The organism is Paraburkholderia sp. GAS32 (genome assembly GCF_050434225.1).
Taxonomy (GTDB): domain Bacteria; phylum Pseudomonadota; class Gammaproteobacteria; order Burkholderiales; family Burkholderiaceae; genus Paraburkholderia; species Paraburkholderia madseniana.
The window spans coordinates 124,581-145,372 of the sequence record NZ_JBNPVS010000008.1 but is presented as its reverse complement, the minus strand read 5'-3'; the positions used below and the strand labels follow the sequence as shown (position 1 = coordinate 145,372).

Genomic DNA, 20,792 nt, shown 5'->3' with positions numbered 1-20,792 from the left:
AATGGTGATGAATCATGTCCGAATGTCCGATTGATCCTCACGCGCATCATCACGCGCATTGCCTGCCGTTCAGCGCACAGTTGCTAGGCGCTACGGGCGCGAAGCCGCGCACGCGGTTCCGTTTCTGGGCGCCTTCGTGCAAGACGGTCCAGGTGGAGATCGAAAACGGACCGGCCCAGGGCGCGCACGACATGACGCCTGCCGGCAACGGCTGGTTCGAAACCACCGTCGAGAGCGGCGCGGGCACACTGTATCGCTTCCGGCTCGATGGCGAGCATGCGGTGCCCGATCCTGCGTCACGCTTCCAGCCGCAAGACGTGCACGGGCCGAGCGAAGTGATCGACCCGCGCGCGTACCACTGGGAACATACGAACTGGCACGGTCGCCCGTGGGAAGAAACGGTGTTGTACGAGTTGCACGTCGGCGCGATGGGCGGCTATGCGGGCGTGCAGAAACGTCTGCCCACGCTTGTCGCGCTCGGCGTGACGGCCATCGAACTCATGCCGTTAAACGACTTTCCCGGCCGCCACAATTGGGGCTACGACGGCGTGCTGCCATATGCGCCCGATTCCGCGTACGGCCGCCCCGAAGAACTGAAAGCGCTGATCGACGCCGCGCACGGTCTCGGCCTGATGGTATTTCTCGACGTGGTCTACAACCACTTCGGACCGGACGGCAATTATCTGCACCAATACGCCCGCTCGTTTTTCCGTGAAGGCACGCACACGCCGTGGGGCCCGGCGATCGATTTCGACCGCAGTGAAGTGAGCGATTTCTTCATCGACAACGCTGTCTACTGGATCAACGAATATCGTCTCGACGGCCTGCGTTTCGACGCGGTGCATGCCATCGACAATCACGCATGGCTGCGCGAATTGTCCGACCATATCCGCGCAAAAGTGCAGCACGGCCGGCATGTGCATCTGGTGCTGGAAAACGAACACAACAGCGCGAGCCTGCTTGAAACGCATTTCGACGCGCAGTGGAACGACGACGCGCACAACACGCTGCACGTTCTGCTGACGGGCGAAACGGAGGGCTATTACCACGCATACGAGGATCAGCCGATCCGTCGCCTTGCGCGCGTGTTGTCGGAAGGTTTCGCGTATCAAGGCGACCCGTCGCCGATTCACGACGGCGCGCCGCGCGGCGAAGCAAGCCGGCATCTGTCGCCCACCTCGTTCGTGATGTTCTTGCAGAATCACGATCAGATCGGCAATCGCGCATTCGGCGAGCGCCTGCGCAAGCTGACGTCGGACGATGCCTTGCGCGCCGCCACCGGTTTGCTGCTGCTGTCGCCGCATATCCCCATGCTGTTCATGGACGAGGAATACGGCTCGACCCAGCCGTTCCTGTTTTTCACCGACTACACCGGCGAGCTCGCCGACGCCGTGCGCGAAGGGCGGCGTCGCGAATTCGCACGCTTTTCGGCGTTCAGCGATGAAAAGCGTCGCGCGCAGATTCCCGATCCGAACGACGTGCAGACCTTTACAGCCTCGTCGCCGCCTGAGCCCATTCAAGGCGCCGCTGCGGATGCCAGCGCGAAAGACCGCCTCGAGTGGATGCACTTCTACAAATCCGCGCTCGCCGTGCGGGCGAAGCTGATCACGCCGCGTCTGAAACATGCCAAAGCGTGTGGCTCGACCGTGTTGACCGCCACAAACGGCGGCGACGCCAATGCGCTGATTGCCCGCTGGAAACTCACCGACGGCGAAACCTTGTCGATTGCGTTGAATCTCTCGAAGGAGAACGTGGCGTTCCCCGATCTGCCTGCCGGCAAAGTGATTTTCGAAACACCGCCGCGCGTGCGGGAGCAGATCGACGCCAAGGTGTTGCCATCATTCGCGTTCGTCGCGTGGGTGACCGGCGACGTCAGCGACTATGCCATCGGCCACGATGCCCGCATCGCCGGCCAACAGGAGCACAACGCGTGAGTGCCACCCGCCGTCCAAACGATACGATCGTGACCCTTGCCACGCGCGCTGGCTTCGAAGTCGAGTGGCGGGATGCGCACCATTCGACGCAACACGTACCCGAGAGCACACTCGCCGTGCTGCTCGACCGGATGGGTTTACCGTGCGGTAACGCCACGCAGATCCGGCACAGCGCCGCCGCGCTCGAAGCGGAACTGTCCGGCCGCAAACTGCCCCCGCTGATGACGGCGGAGGTCGAGCGCGGCATCGCGCTGCCTGCCGCGGCGATCAAATCCGGCAGTCACTACCGGATCGAACTCGAAAGCGGCTCGATCATCGACGGTCGCTTCACGGCGCCTAAAGGCGAGGAAGCGTTGCTCACACCGATCGACGAGCCCGGCTATCACACGCTGGTGATCAACGAACAACGCATGACTTTGGCCGTCGCGCCGTCGCGCTGCTATACCGTCGCCGATGCATGGCGCACGCTGCACGACGGCACCACGACGCAAACGCCGCTGTTGTGGGGTATCGCCGCGCAGTTATACGGCTTGCGCCGCACGGGCGATGGCGGCATCGGCGACTATACGGCCCTCGCGCAAATGGCGATTGAAAGCGCAAAGCGTGGCGCGCATGCGCTCGCCGTCAGTCCGACGCACGCGATGTTCAGTGCCGAGCCGAATCGCTTCAGTCCGTATTCGCCGTCGTCGCGTTTGTGGTTGAACGTCACGCATATCGACCCCACCGCGGTGTTCGGCGCCGAAGCCGCGCGCGCCGCGCTTGAGGTCGCGCGGGCCACCGAAGCATGGCCGGCACTCGAAGACTTGCCGCTGATCGACTGGCCGAACGCGGTCGTGCTGAAGCTGAAGGTTTTGCGCGCGCTGTACGAGAACTTCTGCACCCAGGAGCGCGCGCACGACACGCCGCGTGCGCTCGAATTTCATGGTTTCTGCGAACGTGCCGGCCGTGCGCTCGAAGACCACGCGCGTTTCGAAGCGCTGCAGGCGGTGCAGTTGGCTCAGGAGGGCGGCAATGGCCACTGGCGCAACTGGCCCGAGGCGTTGCGCGATCCGCGCAGTCCGGAAGTTGAAGCCTTTGCCGAAGCGCATCGGCATGAAGTCGACTTTCATCTGTTTCTGCAATGGCTCGCCGCCAAGGGCTTGTCGCACGCGCAGCATGCAGCGAGCGACGCCGGCATGGCGGTCGGCCTGATCGCCGACCTCGCCGTCGGGTGCGATAGTGCCGGCAGCCATGCATGGTCGTACCGCGACGACATGCTGCAAGGTATTTCAGTGGGCGCACCGCCCGATCTGTTCAACCAGGCCGGACAGGCTTGGGGGCTCACCACCTTCTCGCCGCGCGCGATGCGCACGCAGGGCTTCTCCGCATTCATCGACATGCTGCGCGCGGCGTTCGCGCATGCGGGCGGCATCCGCATCGACCACATTCTCGGCTTGCGGCGCCTGTGGCTCGTGCCCGAGGGCGAGAGCGCGCGCAACGGCGCCTATCTGCGCTATCCGCTCGAAGACCTGCTGCGGCTGATCGCGCTCGAATCATGGCGGCATCGCGCGATCGTGATCGGCGAAGATCTCGGCACTGTGCCGCCCGGTTTTCGCGAGCGGCTCGACGAGCACGGTCTCGCCGGCATTCGCGTGCTGTGGTTCGAAGGCGCGGAAGGCGGCAGGGGCTTCAAGCCGCCGCAGGCGTGGGACCGCAACGCTGTCGGCACCACCACGACCCATGATCTGCCGACCGTGGCGGGCTGGTGGCGCGGCAGCGACATCACGTGGCGCAACCGGATCGGTCAGACGATGGCGCGCGCCGATGGCCGCGACGCGGAGGAAGTGGCACAGGAAGAACGCGCCGCCGATCGCGCGCTGTTATGGCGCGCGTTCCAGCAAGCCGGCGTCGCCGCGCCGGACGTGGACGCGCCGCCGCCCGACAAGGCGCCCGTGGATGAAGCGCTCGCCTTCGTAGCCGCCACGCCCGGGCCGCTCGTCACTTTCCCGCTCGAAGATTTGCTCGCACTGGTCGAGCAGCCGAATTTGCCCGGCTCGATCGACGAGCATCCGAACTGGCGCCGCCGCGTGATCTTGCCCATCGACGCATTGTTCGAGGACGGCACCTTCAGCGATCGCCTGCTGGCGGTCGACCGCGCGCGCCGCGGCGCCACCGTTCCTGCTGCTTCCAACGTTTCTTCGGAGCCTGATACGCCATGACCGTCCCGCGCTCCACGCTTCGCCTCCAGTTCCATCGAGGCTTTACCTTCGACGATGCCGCAAAGCATGTCGACTACTTCGCCGCGCTCGGCATCAGCCACGTGTACGCGTCGCCCATCACCACCGCCGAGCCGGGTTCGATGCATGGCTACGATACCGTCGACTACACCCAGGTCAACGCTGAATGCGGAGGCGAAGCGGGCTTGAAACGCCTCGCCGATAAACTGCGCGCGCACAACATGGGGTTGATCGTCGACGTGGTGCCGAACCACATGGGAGTCGGCGGTTCGAGCAACGCTTGGTGGCTCGATATCCTCGAATGGGGCCGGCACAGCGCGTACGCTCGCCACTTCGATGTCGACTGGCATTCGCCCGATCCGGCCTTGCGCGGCAAGGTGCTGGCGCCGGCACTCGGCGCGCCGTACGGCGAGGAACTCGCGGCCGGCCGGATTGCGCTGCATTTTGCGGCCGACAGCGGGCGCTTTTATATCGGCTACGGGCCGCATATGTTTCCGGTGTGCCCAATCGACTACGCGGCGATTCTGCAAAGCGCGGACCGCGCCGATCTCGCCGCACTGGCCGAACGTTTCCAGGGCCTGACGACGCAGCCTGCCGATCAGCCGCGCGCCGGCGAAGGACGCGACATGCTGCGCGAATTCGTCGCGCAAAGCGGCAGCTCAGCGATCGAATTGGTGCTGGAATCGTATTCGCCCGCGGACCCGGTGACGCGTGACCGTTTGCATCGATTGATCGAACGGCAGCACTTCCGCCTCGCGTGGTGGCGCACCGCTTCGGACGAAGTGAACTGGCGACGTTTCTTCGACATTTCGACGCTGGCCGGCGTGCGCGTGGAGCGGCCCGAAGTGTTCGAGGCCGTGCACGCGCTGATTTTCCGTCTGTATCAGGAAGGTGTGGTGGATGGTTTGCGGATCGACCACGTGGACGGTCTCGCTGAACCGCGCGAGTACTGCCAGCGCCTGCGGCAGCGCCTCACCGAATTGCGCGACACCGCGCCGTATGTGGTCGTCGAAAAAATTCTCAGCCGTGGCGAGCCGCTGCGCGACGATTGGCCCGTCGACGGCACGACCGGCTACGATTTCATGAACGACGTGGGCGCGCTGCTGCACGATCCGGCCGGCGCCGAGCCGCTCGCGCAGACGTGGGCCGAACTCACCGGCCGCAGCCCGCGCTTCGCCGACGAAGCCCTGGCCGCGCGACGCAAGATTCTCGCGGAGAACCTCTCGGCGGAACTGGACCGCGCGGCGCGCGCGCTGCACCGCATTGCCCGTGATTCGCTGACCACGCGCGATTTCACCTTCACCGCGCTGCGGCGCGTGCTGGCCGAACTGGTCGTGCATTTTCCGGTGTATCGGGTCTATCCACAGAACGGGCTGCGCAGCGCTGCCGACAACGTGTATTTCGAGCAGGCGCTAGCAGGCGCGAGAGAGACGCTTTCGCGCGCGGACTACGTGGTGCTCGACCGCGTGAACGCGTGGCTTGGCGGCAGTGCTGAAGAGGTGCCGAACGCACGCGGCAATGCGCAATCGCAACAGCAAGGTTCGAATGGCGCCCCGCCAAGTCAAGCAGGTTCCGCGCGGCGCACTGCGCAGACGCTGTTTTCGCAATTGACCGCACCCGTCGCCGCAAAGGCGATTGAAGATACAGCGTGCTATCGCTATGGACGCTTGCTATCGCGCAACGAAGTCGGCTCGGACCCGGGCGAGTTTGCTCTGTCGGTCGCGCAATTTCATGCGGCGAATCTCGAACGTTCGCAGCGCTTTCCTCACGCGATGCTCGCCACGGCCACGCACGATCACAAGCGTGGCGAAGACGTGCGTGCGCGCCTTGCCGTGTTGAGCGAGATTTCTCATGACTGGAGCACGACGTTGCGGGCGTGGTCGACCTTGAACGCGCCGCATCGGCGTGCGCTCGACGGTAAGCCGATCAGCAGCGTGAGCCACGACACAAGCTACGATTGGGCGCCAGGCCCCGCCGCCGAGGCGATGCTGTATCAGACCTTGGTGGGCAGTTGGCCACCGGATTTAAAACCGGACGATGAAGCGGGCGTCAAGGAACTGGCTGAGCGCGTCGCGCAATGGCAATTGAAGGCGCTACGGGAAGCGAAGCTGCAGACCAACTGGCTCGCACCCGATGAAGCCTATGAGGCCGGTTGCCGCGATTTCCTGTTCGATATCCTGGCGCCGCAGCGGCGCAATGGTTTCCTGCGCGAGTTGTCCGCGTTCGTGGCGCGGATTGGACGCGCCGGTGCGCTCAACAGTTTGCAGCAGACCGTGTTGCGGCTGACGTCGCCTGGGATTCCCGATCTTTATCAGGGTACTGAGTTGTGGGACTTCAGCCTGGTCGATCCAGACAATCGCCGGCCCGTCGATTTTGCGAGGCGTGAGGCGTGGCTCGCACAAACACCGCCTTCGGAGTTTCTGGCGAACTGGCACGATGGCCGGGTAAAGCTCTCGGTAGTGCAGCGCATGCTGGCGTTGCGCGCGCATTTGCCGGAGTTGTTGAGTCAGAGTGCGTATCTGCCGCTTGCAGTGCGCGGTGCGCATGCGTCGAATGTGATCGCGTTTGCACGGCGGCATGGGAATGCGTGGGCCGTGGTGGTGGCGAGCCGGCTTGCTGCCGGGTTGCTCGGCGCAGAAGGCAATGGCGGCGATTTGCCGATGGTCGATCCGGCCAAATGGGGCGATACGGCGATCGAAATGCCTGCGGATCTGGCCGCGCGGGCGCTGTTCGACTGGCTGAGTCCGGCGGCGCCCAAGGTCGACGAAAACGGTTTGCTTTATCTGCGCGATGCGTTGAGCGCGATGCCTATCGCGGTGTTGGTGGAGGACGGCGTGCCACGTAGTTGATCTGTGATTTTTAGAAGATCTTTTGAAGATCGTATGCAGAGCAATGTTTCAGTGGACCTGAGACGGACTCAGCAAATAAGCCGTTCAACCGCCTTCGTCGTCGTAGGTCTTCGGATAAACGCGCACGAGCACGATGCGCGGCCCCTTCATCTTCTTGACCACCACGTCGAACCGATCGAACTCGACGCGCTGCCCTTCGGTAGGCAGATCGTTGAGCGCCTGAATCACGAGGCCGCCGACCGATTCGGCCTTGCCCTCGTCAATGTCGATTCCGAGCGCGCGTTCCAACGACACCACCGGCAAGCTGCCCTTGCCCATCAGCGTGCCGTCGTCCATACGCGTCCAGTCGGCGTCGCCCTGGCGGAATTCGTCGTGGATCTGCCCAACCAGCGCGCCGAGCAGATTGTCCAGCGTCAGAAACCCGATCGGCTTCGAGTTCTTGTGACCAACCAGTGCAAAGTGAGGCGCGCCCTTGCGGAAGCGGCGAAACAGTTCAAGCGCCGGCATGTCCGGTTTTACGTACTGCACGGGTCGCGCATATTTGGAGAGGTCGTCGAGCGTGCTGCCCGCGTGCCGCGCCAGCAGCAAATCCTTCAAGTGGATCATGCCGGCCACGCGCTCGCCGGACGCGTCTTCGAACAACGGATAGCGGCTAAAGCGGTGCCGCGCCACGACCTGCATGTTTTCGCGCAACGGCAAATCGCGCCGCAGGCCGACCATTTCGTAGGACGGACGCATCAGATCCGAGACGGTCATGCGCGAAAAATCCAGCGAATGCGCAATCGTGTTCCATTCGTCCTGGCTGTATGCGCCATCCGGCGCACCGAGTTCAGTCGCGACGTTGGCTCGGCGGCCACGCAGGATCAGCTTGAGTTCGTCGGTCGAATAATGCGAGTCGTGGCCATGGTCCGCGTCGAGGCCCGCGAGCTTCAACACCGCGTTGGCGCTCGTATTGAGCACCCAGATCGCCGGATACATCGCCCAGTAGAAACCGTACAACGGCGTGGCGGCCCACAACGAAACCTTTTCCGCCTCGCGAATCGCCAGCGACTTCGGCGCCAGCTCGCCCACCACGATGTGCAGGAACGAAATACAAGAGAACGCGAAGAACAGCGAGATGCCGTGGATCAGCTTCTCCGACTCGACGCCGAGCAGGCTGAACACCGGCGTGAGCAGTTCCGCGAACGCCGGCTCACCAATCCAGCCGAGCCCAAGCGACGCCAGCGTAATGCCGAGCTGACAGGCCGACAGATACGCGTCGAGCCGACCATGCACCTTTGCCAGCAAACGCCCACGCATACCGTGTTTGGCCGCGAGGCTCTGCACGCGCGTCTGCCGCAGCTTCACCAGACCGAATTCGGCGGCGACGAAAAAACCGTTGAGGGCAACGAGAAACAATGCACCGATAAGGGCGACAACCTGGATCAAAGCGACGGGCTCCGGCAACAAAAGTTGTCAGTATAAATGGCGAAAGCAAGCTGAAAGTTAATCGCGTGCACGAACGCGGGTCGACAGCCGCCGCTCACGTTGCTGTCGTTGCACTCAGCGGCACATGTAGCGCGAGCGTCGCCGCTTCGCTCTCAGGCGCGTCGCTTTGCTCGAAACTGCCGCCGTGCGCTTCCGCAACGCGTTTGCACAGCGCGAATACCCACGCGACCCGTTTGGCTTCGCGCGGCTCGCGCGCCTGTTTGCGGGCAAAGGCTTCCAGCAAATGCGGCACCGCCGGATCGTTCAGTGCAGCGGCGTTTTGATTGAAGGTGACAGTGGCGTACCACCTGGTGGCGTCCACGCGTGCGGCCAGCGTGACCGCGGCGCCCTCCGTGCTCGCTTCGACGGCAAATGTGAGCATCAGCCACAGCGCGGCGGCCAGGCGCTCACGGTCGCCGTTGAGCTGCTCGGTAGCGAGGTGCGACTCGACCGTGACCTCGACTCCGCGCGCGTGCGCCAGCCCGGAACGGACTTCGTCAACGGTTTCATCGAGTAGCGGATGCAGCGAAAACGGCGCAAACGCCAGTTCCAGCGATTTGGTCTCGGCGCGCGTGGCGTCGACAATCGTCTCCAGCAACTTCACCTGCTGTTCCACACCGTTGCGAATGCCGGTGACGGCGCGTTGCGAATTCGGGTCGTTGGCATCGAGCTTACGCTCGAGCACGTACGCCCAGCTATGGATGGCGTTCAGCGGGCCACGGAGATCATGCGACACCAGCGACAGCACGTGATCGCGCATAAACAGCGCGGTCTCCGCGCGCAGGCGTGCGGTGCGTTCGGATACGGCGAAGCCGGAAGGAACCGGCGGTGCGCCGGCGGTCCCGGTGGAAGGCGTTGTCACGATCGAACCCTCTCAGGCGGTGCATCAAATGTTAAAAGAAGTCCCATTATAGGCATGCCGCCCAGCGCAACCAGCCTGGCCGGATGGCTAACCTGAACGCAAACCGCATACCACACGGCAATCCTCGGCGATGCGACGCCAACACGCCTACAATGTCGGTTTTTACGTTTTTGATCTAAGGAGCGACACATGTCGACTGTGACTACCGAATCCGGCCTGAAATACGAAGACATCGTTGAAGGCACTGGCGCCGAAGCGGTGGCCGGCAAGACCGTCAGCGTGCACTACACGGGCTGGCTGACCGACGGCCAGAAGTTCGACTCGAGCAAGGACCGCAACGACCCGTTCGCGTTCGTGCTGGGCGGCGGCATGGTCATCAAGGGCTGGGACGAAGGCGTGCAAGGCATGAAGGTCGGCGGCACGCGCAAGCTGACGATTCCGCCGCAACTCGGTTATGGCGTGCGTGGCGCAGGCGGCGTGATTCCGCCGAATGCAACGCTCGTATTCGAAGTCGAACTGCTCGGCGTCTAAGTTTTTCGCTGCGCTGTTTTGTATTTTGTAATTGGGCTTCACCGATGAGTCACGCCGCCGTCACCGCTCCTAGCGTTTCGTTGCGCCGCTACGGCGCGATCGAAGCGTCGGACGTGCACGACTTTCACCAGGTCGTGCTCGGGCTCGACGGCGCGATGGTGATGGCGGTAGACGGCGTCGCGCATCAGATCGACGCCGGCTCCGCCTGGCTCATCCCGGCGGGTGCACGGCACGACTATGCGGGCGTCGGCGAGAACCGGCAGTTGGTGCTGGATCTGCCGGCTACTTCGCTGGCCGTGCCGGAGCGTCTGTTCGACCGCGCGCGGGCCGTGACGGTGGATGCTTCGCTCACGCAACTCGCGCATCGGATTGCGGCGCACGCCACGGGCGGCGCGCAAGGCGACGATCTGGATACGCGGCGTTTTCAATGGGACGCGGCGGCGCGATTGGGCGCTGCGTTAGTGGCCGATACCGGCACGGTGGCCGAGGCGCAGGCATCTGGCGCCGGCCTCGACTTCGCGCGCATCGACCGCTGGCTGCGCGCCCATCTGTCGGAACCGCTGCGTATCGCCGACCTGGCCGCCCATTGCGGCTTTGGCATGCGGCGCTTTCATCAGCTTTTTATCGACGCCTTCGGCGAAACGCCGCATCGCTATTTGCAGCGTTTGCGGCTCGATACCTCTCTTGGTTTACTGTCTGATCCACGCCTGTCGCTCAGCGATATCGCGTTGGAAATCGGCTTCGGCGATCAGAGCGCTTACACGCACGCATTCACGCGGCGTTTCGGGCTGGCGCCCGGTCAATGGCGCGCGTTGCGTCATTGAGTTTGTGCAACATGCGGGCTGCCTGAAAAGGCGGCCCGCGTTTCCTGCTGCGCTCGCCTAGCGCTATTAACCCGCTAAACCGCGCTCCAGATCGCCGCGGATATCGCCGGCGTTTTCCAGACCCACTGCGAGACGGATCAAACCTTCGCTGATCCCCGCCGCTGCGCGCGCTTCCGGTGTCACGCGACCGTGCGTGGTCGTAGCCGGATGCGTGATGGTGGTACGCGTATCGCCGAGGTTGCCGGTGATCGAGCAGATCTTCGTGCTGTCGATCACGCGCCAGGCATTCGCGCGCATCTGCTCAGGCGTATCGCCCTTCAGTTCGAACGACAGAATCGCGCCGCCCGCCTTCTGCTGACGCATCGCCAGCGCGTGCTGCGGATGCGATTCGAGCCCCGGATAGAACACGCGGTTCACGGCCGGATGCGTTTCCAGCCAGCGCGCGATTTCGAGCGCATTCGCCGACTGCTTTTCGACGCGCAGCGACAGCGTTTCCATGCCCTTGAGCAGCACCCACGCGTTGAACGCGGACAAGGTCGGCCCGGCACTGCGCACGAACGGGAACACCTTTTCCATGATGAACTGCTTCGAACCGACCAGCGCCCCGCCGAGCACACGCCCTTGGCCGTCGAGGAACTTGGTGGCCGAATGCATCACGACGTCCGCGCCGAGCGTCAACGGCTGTTGCAAAGCCGGGCTACAGAAGCAGTTGTCGACCACGAAGATCGCATTGGCCGCCTTCGCGATCTTGCTGATCGCTTCGATATCGGCGACTTCGGTGAGCGGGTTCGACGGCGTTTCGAGGAAGAACATCTTCGTTTCCGGACGCACGGCGTTTTTCCACGCGTCCAGATTGGTCGGATCGACGAAGGTCGTCGTGATGCCGAACTTGCTGAAGATCTGCGAGAACATGCCGAGCGTCGAACCGAACAGCGCTTGCGAGCTAACCAGATGGTCGCCGGCCTGCAAGGTCGACATCACCACCGACATGATCGCGGCCATCCCCGAAGCCGTGGCCATGCACGCTTCTCCGCCTTCAAGCGCGGCCAGACGGTCCTGGAACATCGAGACGGTCGGATTCGTGAAGCGCGAGTAGGTGTAGTTGTCTTCGGAATTCTTGAATTTTTCGGCGGCGTCCGCGGCACTCGCGAAGACGAAGCTCGAGGTCAGGAAAATCGCTTCCGAATGTTCGTTGAAGTCGCTGCGCACTGTGCCCGAGCGGACTGCCAGCGTGTCGAAGTTCAGGGAGTCGTCCATGTTGGTTCTGGTATCCAATGTTCCATGGCTGGGTTCAGCGTCTGCGGCTCATGTTAGACGAGCACAACAACGCCAAACGGCAGCAACAAAAAAGCCCGCTTTTGCGTCGGCATAAGCGGGCTTCATGTGCGGGGGAAAGCTGGAGCGGAGGCGGATGACTGCGGCTTTTCCACCATTCGCTTTAGCTGTTTTGGGTTGCCCCGCGTCCGCAAGCTGAGATCAAATCGACGCAAGCCGTCATGCTAACACGCTCGCGGCGTGGCGTGCAGCGGGCCACGACGCGAGCGCTATTACTCAACCGACCGACAACTGCAGATGCAGTTGCGAACGCGACGGGCCACCCTCGGCCGCTTCGCTCGCGGCGTCGCGATCCGATTGCGAGGACGGTGCGAGACGCGCGGTTTCGATGCGGTCGAGGTACTCGGTGGTCACATCGCCCGTCACATAGTTGCCGTCAAAACACGAGGCTTCGAATTCCTTCAGCGCCGGGTTGATATCGCGCACTGCCTGCTTCAGGGCGTCGACGTCCTGATAAACCAGATAGTCCGCGCCGATCATGCGCGCGACTTCGTCGTCCGTGCGGCCATGTGCGACGAGTTCACCGCGCGTGGGCATATCGATACCGTAGACGTTCGGGTACTTCACCGGCGGCGCCGCCGAAGCGAAGATCACCTTGTTCGCGCCGGCATCGCGTGCCATCTGCACGATTTCGTGCGAGGTGGTGCCGCGCACGATCGAGTCGTCGACGATCAGCACGTTCTTGCCCTTGAACTCGATGCCCATTGCGTTCAGCTTCTGGCGCACCGACTTCTTGCGCATCGCCTGGCCCGGCATGATGAAGGTACGGCCCACGTAACGGTTCTTGAAGAAGCCTTCGCGATATTCCACACCCAGTTTCTTCGCGACCTGCATCGCGGCCGGACGGGACGAATCGGGAATCGGCATCACGACGTCGATCGCGACGTCGGGCAATTCGCGCTTGATCTTCTCGGCGAGGTAATCGCCCATGCGCAAACGCACGTTGTAGACCGGCACGCCGTCGAGCACCGAGTCCGGACGCGCGAGGTACACGAGTTCGAAAATGCACGGGTTCAGGCTCGGATTCGTCGCGCATTGCTGCGAGTGCAAATTGCCTTCGAGGTCGATGAAAATGGCTTCGCCCGGCGCAATGTCACGCACAAATTCGAAACCAATACCTTCGATCGCAACCGATTCCGACGCCAGGATCCACTCGACACCTTCCGGCGTTTCCTGCTTGCCGAGGCACAGCGGGCGAATGCCGAACGGGTCACGAAAGCCGAGCAAACCGTAGCCGGCAATCAGCGACACGATCGCGTACGAACCCCGCACCCGGCGATGCACGCCCGACACCGCCTTGAACAGCGCAGCCGGATCGAGTTGCAGGCTCGAACTGGATAGCTGCAATTCGTGCGCGAGCACGTTGAGCATCACTTCGGTGTCGGAATTGGTATTGATGTGGCGGCGATCGATGCGGAACATCTCATCTTTCAGTTGCTGCCAGTTGGTCAGATTGCCGTTGTGCGCGAGGATGATGCCGAACGGCGCGTTCACGTAGAACGGCTGGGCTTCTTCTTCGCTCGATGCAGAACCGGCGGTCGGGTAACGGACCTGGCCGATACCGGTGGTGCCGGGCAGGCTGCGCATGTTGCGCGTGCGGAACACGTCGCGCACCATGCCGTTAGCCTTGTGCATGTGGAAATTGCTGCCGTTCGCTGTCGCGATGCCGGCGGCGTCCTGACCGCGGTGCTGCAGAAGCAGCAGGCTGTCATAGATCAACTGATTGACCGGAGAATGGGAAACTACGCCTACGATGCCGCACATGGCATGTCCTTCAAAGGTACGAAATTCGTAACGGCGGCCGGTGCCTGCGATGCTGCGCGAGGGTACGCGACTACGTAGAGGCACCGGATTGCGCCGGAGTCCTGCTGCGCTCCTCTAACCGTTCACCTGATCGTCACACGCGGACGTAGGCAGCGAGCGGCTCGGGAAGCAGCGGTTTCATTACGTGCACGCCCTCGACCGCATAGGGCCGAAGCAAGGCGTTGCGCCAGAATTCCTGTTGGGGCAGTTCGGTCAAGCCTGCGAGGGCGACCAGAATCAGCACCAGAACGACCCCGCGCACGAGGCCGAACATCAAACCGAGCGAGCGGTCCACGCCGCTCAAGCCGCTTGCCTGCACGATGCGGCTCAGCAGCGCGTTCAGCACGCTTGCGACCAGCACCACGCCGATCGCCACCAGCGCGAACGCCAAAAGCCACTGGGTCAGCGCGCCGCCCGGCCACGTGGCAGGGATAAACGGCACGACATAACCAACAAAGCGGCAAGCAATAAAAAACGCGGCGATCCAGCCGATCAGCCCGAAAATCTCAGACAAAAAGCCGCGCCATGTGCCGCGCAAGGCCGACAAACCGATCACCGCCATTACAGCGTAGTCGAAGGCAGTGAACATCGCTCGCTTACTGTGCTGCGCCGCTGTTCGCGCCCGACGTCAAGCCGGCCTCACGAACCTTCGCAATCGCGGCGCTAGCCGCTGCACGGTCGGCGAACGGACCGGCGCGCAATAGCGTGAGCATCGAGCCGTCGGCCTGCTTCCGATGTTCGGTATATGCGGGCACACCGGCCGCTTTCAACTTGGTGGCCCAGGTACGGGCATTGGCGTCGTTCGCAAATGCGCCTAGTTGGACGGCGAAACGGCTACCCGGCGGCGATGCTGGCGTGCCAGAATTGGCGTCCGCGCTTGCGGCGGCCGTATTCGCGCTGTCTTCGCTCGGGGCCGAAGTGTTCGCCGCGCTTTGCGTGGCAGGTGCTTTGACCGGTTTGGCAGGCGTTTGCGCTACAGGCGCTGCAGGTGCCGTATTGGCGGCAACGGCGGCGGGCGCTTGCGGTTTCGCAGCCGGTTTGGCTGTGGGCGCTGCGCTCGTAGCCGCACTCTGCTGTTTAGCAGCGCTGGACTGGCCTTGCGTGGCTGCCGTTGTCGGCGCAAGGCCGGAAGCGGCGAGTGCCGCGTCAGGCGCTGGGTTATCCGGTGCTACGCCGGCCTGCGTGTCTTCTTCGGTCTTGGTAGCGACCTTCGGCGCGGGGCGGCTTGGAATGTCGATGGAGATGTCGTCCGTGACGGGCTTTGGATGCGAATCCAGCACCATGGGCAGGATCACCACCGCTGCAACCACCAGCGCGACCGCGCCGACGAGTCTGCGCCGCGCACGCTGCTTTTCAGGCAACGTAGGGTCGAGCAGCATCGCATCGGCATCCACGGTGCGCTCCGTGCGGCGGGTTCGCCGCTCCACACGCTCGCCACGGGCGGCCCGGGTGGAACTGGTGTTTGCGCCGCGCCGAGTAGGTGCGTCGTCTTTCTTGCCGAACGAGAAAATTCCCATGAATCGCTTGGTTCGAGCCTGGCGCCCGTTCAGTGTTGCTGCGATTTACGGTAGGCCATCACGCCTGCTACCGTATAGAAACTGCCGAAAACCACGATTCTATCATTCTCTGACGCTCGTTTTAGCGCGTCTTGGAAAGCGTCTGCCGGTGTTGCGTAGCGCGTCACGCTGCTGTCATTGCCGTCGCTCACGCCCTGCTCGCGCAAAGCCGCTTCGAGCTCTTCCGCCGACGCCGCACGCGGGGTCGGCAGATCGGTCACGCACCAGTGGTCGATTTCGCCTTTCAGGTGCGTCAGCACGCCGGCAATGTCCTTGTCGCGCATCGCGCCGAACACGGCGTAGGTGTACGGGAAAAAGCCCATATTGCCGAGGTTTTGCGACAGTACAGCCGCAGCGTGCGGATTGTGGCCGACGTCGAGCACGATGGCCGGCTTGCCGGGCAGCACCTGGAAGCGTCCCGGCAATTCGACGTTAGCCAGACCGAGCCGGATGTCCTGCGCCGACACCGGCAAACGGTCGCGCAGCGCTTCAAGACCGGCCAGCGCCGCCGACGTGTTGATCAACTGGTTCGCGCCGCGCAATGCCGGATAGGCGAGCGCGGAACGGCGCATGGTCGGGCCCACGTAGCTCCATTGCTGGCGCTCGCTGCCTGCCTGCCCTTCGTAGCGGAAATCGCGGCCGAATAGCCACAATTGGGCGCCGATCTTTTCGGCATAGTCGATCAGTGTTTGTGGCGGCACCGGATCGGCGCAAATCGCCGGCTTACCCGGGCGGAAAATACCGGCTTTTTCGAAGCCGATTTTCTCGCGCGTGTCGCCGAGATACTCGGTGTGATCGATATCGATGCTAGTGATGATCGCGCAGTCCGCATCGAGGATGTTGACCGCGTCGAGGCGGCCGCCCAAGCCGACTTCGAAGATCACGGCGTCCAGTCCGCGCGAGGCGAACAGGCTCATGATCGCGAGCGCCGTGAATTCGAAGTAAGTCAGTGTGATCGGTTCGGCAAGGCTCAGGCGTGCGGCTTCGACGGCTTCGAAATGCGGCAGCAGGTCTGCGTCGCTCGCCATTTCGCCGTTCACGCGCGCCCGTTCGTTGAACGTCAACAGATGCGGCGACGTGTGGCAGCCAACCGTGAAGCCCGCGCGCAGCAAAATCGATTCGAGGATCGCGCAGGTCGAACCCTTGCCGTTCGTGCCGCCGACCGTGATGATCGGGCATTCAAACGACAACTGCATCGCGTCACGTACCTGGGAGATGCGTCCCAAACCCATGTCGATGCCGACAGGATGCGCGGATTCAAGGTGCGTGAGCCACGCGTCGAGGGTGGGGAATGTGGTCATCGAGCGAATCTTTGCTGCGTTGCGAGATCGTGATTATCCCGGAAATGACAGCGCGCCGCTTGATGACTCTCGCGGCGCGCTATTTTTCGACTGCTTTTCGGACGGCTGCGGCGCCCTTTCAGGCGCGGCCCCGTATTGATGCAAAGGCTTACGCGACTGCGTCCGCCGGCTGATGGCTCAACAGCGCCATCAATTGCGCGATTTCTTCACGCAGCTTGCGACGGTCGACGATCATGTCGACCGCGCCCTTCGTCAGCAGGAATTCGGCGCGCTGGAAGCCTTCCGGCAGCTTTTCACGCACGGTTTGTTCGATCACGCGCGGACCGGCAAAGCCGATCAGCGCCTTCGGCTCGGCGATCACCACGTCGCCCAGGAACGCGAAACTCGCCGACACGCCGCCCATGGTCGGATCGGTCAGCACGGAAATGAACGGCAGCTTGGCTTCGGCGAGCTTGGTCAGCATGGCGGTGGTCTTCGCCATTTGCATCAGCGAAAGCAGGCTTTCCTGCATCCGCGCGCCGCCCGAAGCGGTGAAGCAGATAAACGGCACTTTCTGTTCGAGCGCGTTCTGTGCGCCGCGCGCGAAACGCTCGCCGACCACCGAACCCATCGAGCCGCCCATGAACGAGAATTCGAAGCACGCGACCACCACCGGCAGCGTGTGGATGGCGCCGCCCATCACGACCATCGCGTCGGTTTCGTCGGTGTCGTCCATCGCCTCTTTCAGGCGGTCCGGGTACTTGCGGCTGTCCTTGAACTTGAGCGCGTCGACCGGGACGATTTCCTGACCGATTTCGTAGCGGCCTTCCGGATCGAGCAGGCCGTCGAGCCGCTCACGCGCGCCGATGCGCATGTGATGGTCGCACTTCGGGCAAACGTGCAGATTGGCCTCGACGTCATTGCGGTACAGCACGGCTTCGCACGACGGGCACTTGATCCACAGGCCTTCCGGAATCCCCTTGCGGTTCTTCGGGTCGGTTTGTTTGATTTTCGGCGGCAGCAGCTTATCGAGCCAGCTCATATTGAATCCCTCTGGGTCAACCGGTTGCGCAAACGGCGGGACGAACCCGCCGCTCACACTACAGGAGACAAAAAATAACTGTTATCGGGCAGTCGCGACGCTATCGAGCGCCTCGCGCACTTCGGCAATGAAGCGCGTAAGCGTCTCGGCGGCGGCTTCGGGCGCCGCTTGTTCGAGCAATTGCACGATACGGCTGCCGATCACGACGGCATCGGACACTTCGGCCACCGAACGCGCCGTTTGCGCGTCACGGATGCCAAAACCGACGCCCACCGGCAGGGGTACGCGCGACTTGATGGCGGGGATTTTACTCGCGATGCTGGAAACGTCCAGATTTGCCGCGCCGGTCACGCCTTTCAGTGACACATAGTAGACGTAACCACTGGCGATTTTGCCGACTTCCGCGATGCGCTCATCCGTGGAGGTGGGCGCCAGCAAAAAGATCGGATCGATGCCGGCAGATCGCATCTGTTCGGCGAAATTAACGCACTCTTCCGGCGGGTAGTCGACAACCAGCACGCCGTCTACACCGGCTTCTTTCGCAGCCTTGGCGAACGCTTCGGTGCCCATGCGCTCGATCGGATTGGCGTAGCCCATCAGCACCACCGGCGTCTTGTCATCGGTTTCGCGGAAGCGCTTCACGTCGGCCAGTACATGGCGCAGCGACACGCCATGCGCCAGCGCGCGTTCGGACGATTGCTGGATCACCGGGCCGTCGGCCATCGGGTCGGAAAACGGTACGCCCAGTTCGATCACATCGGCGCCGCCGGCGGCGAGCGCGTGCATGAATTCAACCGTGCGCGCCGGATCCGGGTCGCCGGCCGTCATGAACGGAATCAGGCCTTTCTTACCCTGGGCGGACAACGCGGCAAACGTGTTCTTGATACGGGACATGGAATATTCTCGGATTTTTAAGCTACTGCGCGCTTATTGCGCCTCGGTTTGCTGCTCGGCTTTGGCCGCATTCTTGCGGCTTTTGCGAGCGGCAGCAGGCGCCGACGCGGCCGCGCTAACGCGCTCGCGTGCTATCGCGCAGTAACTTTCATTGATCTCATAGCCGACGAATTCGCGCTGCTGCCGGGCGCAAGCGACTGCGGTGGTGCCGCTGCCCATGAACGGGTCGAGTACGCGCCCGCCCTTCGGACAACTTGCCAGCACCATCCGCTCGACAATTTCCAGAGGTTTCTGGGTCGGATGATCGACGCGCTCGGCGTGTTGCCGATGCAGCCGCGATACCGACCAGACGTCCTTCGGATTATAGCCAAGCTCCAGCCACTTACTGCCTTCGAACAATTTACGCGAACGCGCCTTCTTCGTGATGGCATCGTACGGGATGCGGACGGGATCGAGATCGAAAAAGTAATCTTTCGACACCGCGAAAAAGCCGATGTTGTCATGCACCGAGGTGAACCGGCGAACCGTTCCCCCCATGCTCGGCACACGCCGGTCCCAGATGATTTCGTTGATCATCGTGAGTTTTGTCTTCAGGAAGCTGAAGATTTCCGGCGCGTACTGCCAGGTGCAGAAGATATACAGCGAACCCGACGGCTTGAGCTTCGGAATAGCCAACTCGAGCCAGCCACGCGTCCAGGCGAGGAAATCCTCGCCGGAGCGCATGTCAGAGTCGTTGCCGTAATCCTTGCCGAGCCCATAAGGCGGATCGCACAGGATCAGGTCGATCGACCCGTCGGGGATGTTCGCTACATCGGTCAGAAAATCGCGGTTCAACAGCCGGATGCCGGCGGGCACCTGCGCTAACAAGGGTGCAGGCGCCTCGGCCGCCACTACCTCGGCGGCCGGGCTGGTTTCAAGCGCCGGTTGCGGCTCGTCGAACTCGTCACGCATCGTCGCGGCGCTCAGAACTGAATGCCCGATCGCTCAGCGACCGTATGCATGTCCTTGTCGCCGCGGCCCGACAGATTGACCAGAAGGACCTTGTCCTTCGGCAGCGTCGGCGCGAGCTTCGCGGCGTAGGCCAGCGCATGGCTGGACTCGAGCGCCGGAATGATGCCTTCGATGCGGCAGCAATCGTGGAACGCCTTGAGCGCTTCTTCGTCGGTGATGCTGACATATTGCGCGCGATTGCTGTCTTTTAGCCACGCGTGTTCAGGGCCGACACCCGGATAGTCCAGACCGGCCGAGATCGAATGTGTTTCGATGATCTGACCGTTCTCGTCTTGCAGGAGATACGTGCGGTTACCGTGCAGCACGCCCGGAGTGCCGGCGATCAGCGAGGCTGCGTGCCGGCCGGTTTCGATCCCGTCACCCGCTGGCTCGACGCCGATCAGTTGCACCGAAGCGTCGTCAATGTACGGGTAAAAGATACCCATCGCGTTCGAACCGCCGCCAACGCACGCAATCACGGCGTCCGGCTGACGACCGACCAGTTCGGGCATCTGTACCTTGCACTCGTCGCCGATCACGCGCTGGAAATCGCGCACCATCATCGGATACGGATGCGGCCCCGCCACCGTGCCGATGATGTAGAAGGTGTTTTCGACGTTGGTCACCCAGTCGCGCATCGCTTCATTGAGCGCGTCTTTCAGTGTGCGCGAGCCGGACGTCACGGGCACGACGGTCGCGCCGAGCAGCTTCATCCGATACACGTTGGCCGCCTGGCGGCGCACGTCTTCTTCGCCCATGTAGACCACGCATTCCATGCCGAAACGCGCCGCGATGGTCGCGGCCGCCACGCCGTGCTGGCCCGCGCCGGTTTCCGCGATCACGCGCGGCTTGCCCATCCGCTTTGCGAGCAGCGCCTGACCGATCACGTTATTGATCTTGTGAGCGCCGGTGTGATTCAGGTCTTCACGCTTGAGGAAAACCTGCGCGCCGCCGAGCATTTCGCTCCAACGTTGTGCGTGATAAATGGGGGACGGACGACCCACGAAATGCTTCAGTTCGCGCTCGTATTCGGCGACGAATTCCGGGTCTTTTCGAAATTTCTCGTACGCGGCACGCAGCTCGTCGAGTGCGTGAACCAGCGTTTCGGCGACGAACACGCCGCCATACTGGCCGAAATGGCCTCTTTCGTCAGGCAAGTTATACATGGTGATCACTCTTCTCAGTGTGGCGCACGGCTTTGATATGAGA

The 20,792-nt window shown here is 63.0% G+C and carries 16 protein-coding genes; 5 read left to right on the top strand and 11 right to left on the bottom strand.

Annotated features, from left to right (window positions below):
• Window positions 1-14 precede the first annotated feature (14 nt).
• Genes treZ through treY form a run of 3 tightly spaced genes read left to right on the top strand, consistent with a single transcriptional unit; the run spans window position 15 to window position 6,999 of the window.
• Window positions 15-1,934 (top strand): malto-oligosyltrehalose trehalohydrolase, encoded by a 1,920-nt coding sequence (treZ, locus tag P3T25_RS12610; RefSeq protein ID WP_154557938.1) that lies wholly within the window; start codon window positions 15-17, stop codon window positions 1,932-1,934.
• The gene (gene malQ / locus P3T25_RS12605; protein ID WP_168435517.1) at window positions 1,931-4,132 is read left to right on the top strand and encodes a 4-alpha-glucanotransferase; all 2,202 of its coding nucleotides are present in this window, start codon (window positions 1,931-1,933) and stop codon (window positions 4,130-4,132) included. Before treZ ends, malQ begins: the two co-directional genes overlap by 4 nt.
• Window positions 4,129-6,999 (top strand): malto-oligosyltrehalose synthase, encoded by a 2,871-nt coding sequence (gene treY, locus P3T25_RS12600; RefSeq protein WP_154557939.1) that lies wholly within the window; start codon window positions 4,129-4,131, stop codon window positions 6,997-6,999. The genes malQ and treY overlap by 4 nt, the downstream gene beginning before the upstream one ends.
• A gap of 84 nt (window positions 7,000-7,083) precedes the next feature.
• Here treY and P3T25_RS12595 read toward each other — a convergent pair whose 3' ends face one another.
• Window positions 7,084-8,427, bottom strand: a complete 1,344-nt coding sequence (locus P3T25_RS12595; protein ID WP_054034925.1) for a hemolysin family protein — start codon at window positions 8,425-8,427, stop codon at window positions 7,084-7,086.
• 94 nt (window positions 8,428-8,521) lie between these two features.
• On the bottom strand, window positions 8,522-9,328 hold the full coding sequence (locus P3T25_RS12590; RefSeq protein WP_429358185.1) for a sensor histidine kinase: 807 nt from the start codon (window positions 9,326-9,328) through the stop codon (window positions 8,522-8,524).
• A 189-nt stretch (window positions 9,329-9,517) separates the two neighbouring features.
• Here P3T25_RS12590 and P3T25_RS12585 point away from each other — a divergent pair, with 189 nt between their 5' ends.
• Both P3T25_RS12585 and P3T25_RS12580 read left to right on the top strand, forming a co-directional pair.
• Window positions 9,518-9,859, top strand: coding sequence for an FKBP-type peptidyl-prolyl cis-trans isomerase (locus tag P3T25_RS12585; protein WP_027803023.1), 342 nt, complete (start codon window positions 9,518-9,520; stop codon window positions 9,857-9,859).
• Between the two features lie 44 nt (window positions 9,860-9,903).
• Window positions 9,904-10,683, top strand: a complete 780-nt coding sequence (locus P3T25_RS12580; protein WP_154557940.1) for an AraC family transcriptional regulator — start codon at window positions 9,904-9,906, stop codon at window positions 10,681-10,683.
• A 66-nt stretch (window positions 10,684-10,749) separates the two neighbouring features.
• Here the strand turns inward: P3T25_RS12580 and P3T25_RS12575 are convergent, their stop codons facing one another.
• The 9 genes from P3T25_RS12575 to trpB form a co-directional block, all read right to left on the bottom strand.
• Window positions 10,750-11,940: an O-succinylhomoserine sulfhydrylase gene (locus tag P3T25_RS12575; RefSeq protein WP_154557941.1), complete on the bottom strand. Its 1,191-nt coding sequence runs from the start codon at window positions 11,938-11,940 to the stop codon at window positions 10,750-10,752.
• Window positions 11,941-12,234: 294 nt separating this feature from the next.
• A complete protein-coding gene (purF, locus tag P3T25_RS12570) occupies window positions 12,235-13,782 on the bottom strand; it encodes an amidophosphoribosyltransferase (RefSeq protein WP_153142101.1) in 1,548 nt (515 codons plus the stop codon).
• 133 nt (window positions 13,783-13,915) lie between these two features.
• Window positions 13,916-14,410: a CvpA family protein gene (locus tag P3T25_RS12565; RefSeq protein WP_154557942.1), complete on the bottom strand. Its 495-nt coding sequence runs from the start codon at window positions 14,408-14,410 to the stop codon at window positions 13,916-13,918.
• Window positions 14,411-14,417: 7 nt separating this feature from the next.
• Entirely contained in the window at window positions 14,418-15,338 is a 921-nt protein-coding gene (locus P3T25_RS12560; protein ID WP_154557943.1) for an SPOR domain-containing protein, read from the bottom strand.
• A 29-nt stretch (window positions 15,339-15,367) separates the two neighbouring features.
• The gene (gene folC / locus P3T25_RS12555) at window positions 15,368-16,678 is read right to left on the bottom strand and encodes a bifunctional tetrahydrofolate synthase/dihydrofolate synthase (protein ID WP_154557944.1); all 1,311 of its coding nucleotides are present in this window, start codon (window positions 16,676-16,678) and stop codon (window positions 15,368-15,370) included.
• Window positions 16,679-16,826: 148 nt separating this feature from the next.
• Window positions 16,827-17,699: an acetyl-CoA carboxylase, carboxyltransferase subunit beta gene (gene accD / locus P3T25_RS12550; protein ID WP_074289018.1), complete on the bottom strand. Its 873-nt coding sequence runs from the start codon at window positions 17,697-17,699 to the stop codon at window positions 16,827-16,829.
• Between the two features lie 81 nt (window positions 17,700-17,780).
• Window positions 17,781-18,593, bottom strand: coding sequence for a tryptophan synthase subunit alpha (trpA, locus tag P3T25_RS12545; RefSeq protein WP_093634943.1), 813 nt, complete (start codon window positions 18,591-18,593; stop codon window positions 17,781-17,783).
• 33 nt (window positions 18,594-18,626) lie between these two features.
• Window positions 18,627-19,544: a DNA-methyltransferase gene (locus tag P3T25_RS12540; protein WP_154557945.1), complete on the bottom strand. Its 918-nt coding sequence runs from the start codon at window positions 19,542-19,544 to the stop codon at window positions 18,627-18,629.
• An 11-nt stretch (window positions 19,545-19,555) separates the two neighbouring features.
• A complete protein-coding gene (trpB, locus tag P3T25_RS12535) occupies window positions 19,556-20,749 on the bottom strand; it encodes a tryptophan synthase subunit beta (RefSeq protein WP_154557946.1) in 1,194 nt (397 codons plus the stop codon).
• Window positions 20,750-20,792 lie beyond the last annotated feature (43 nt).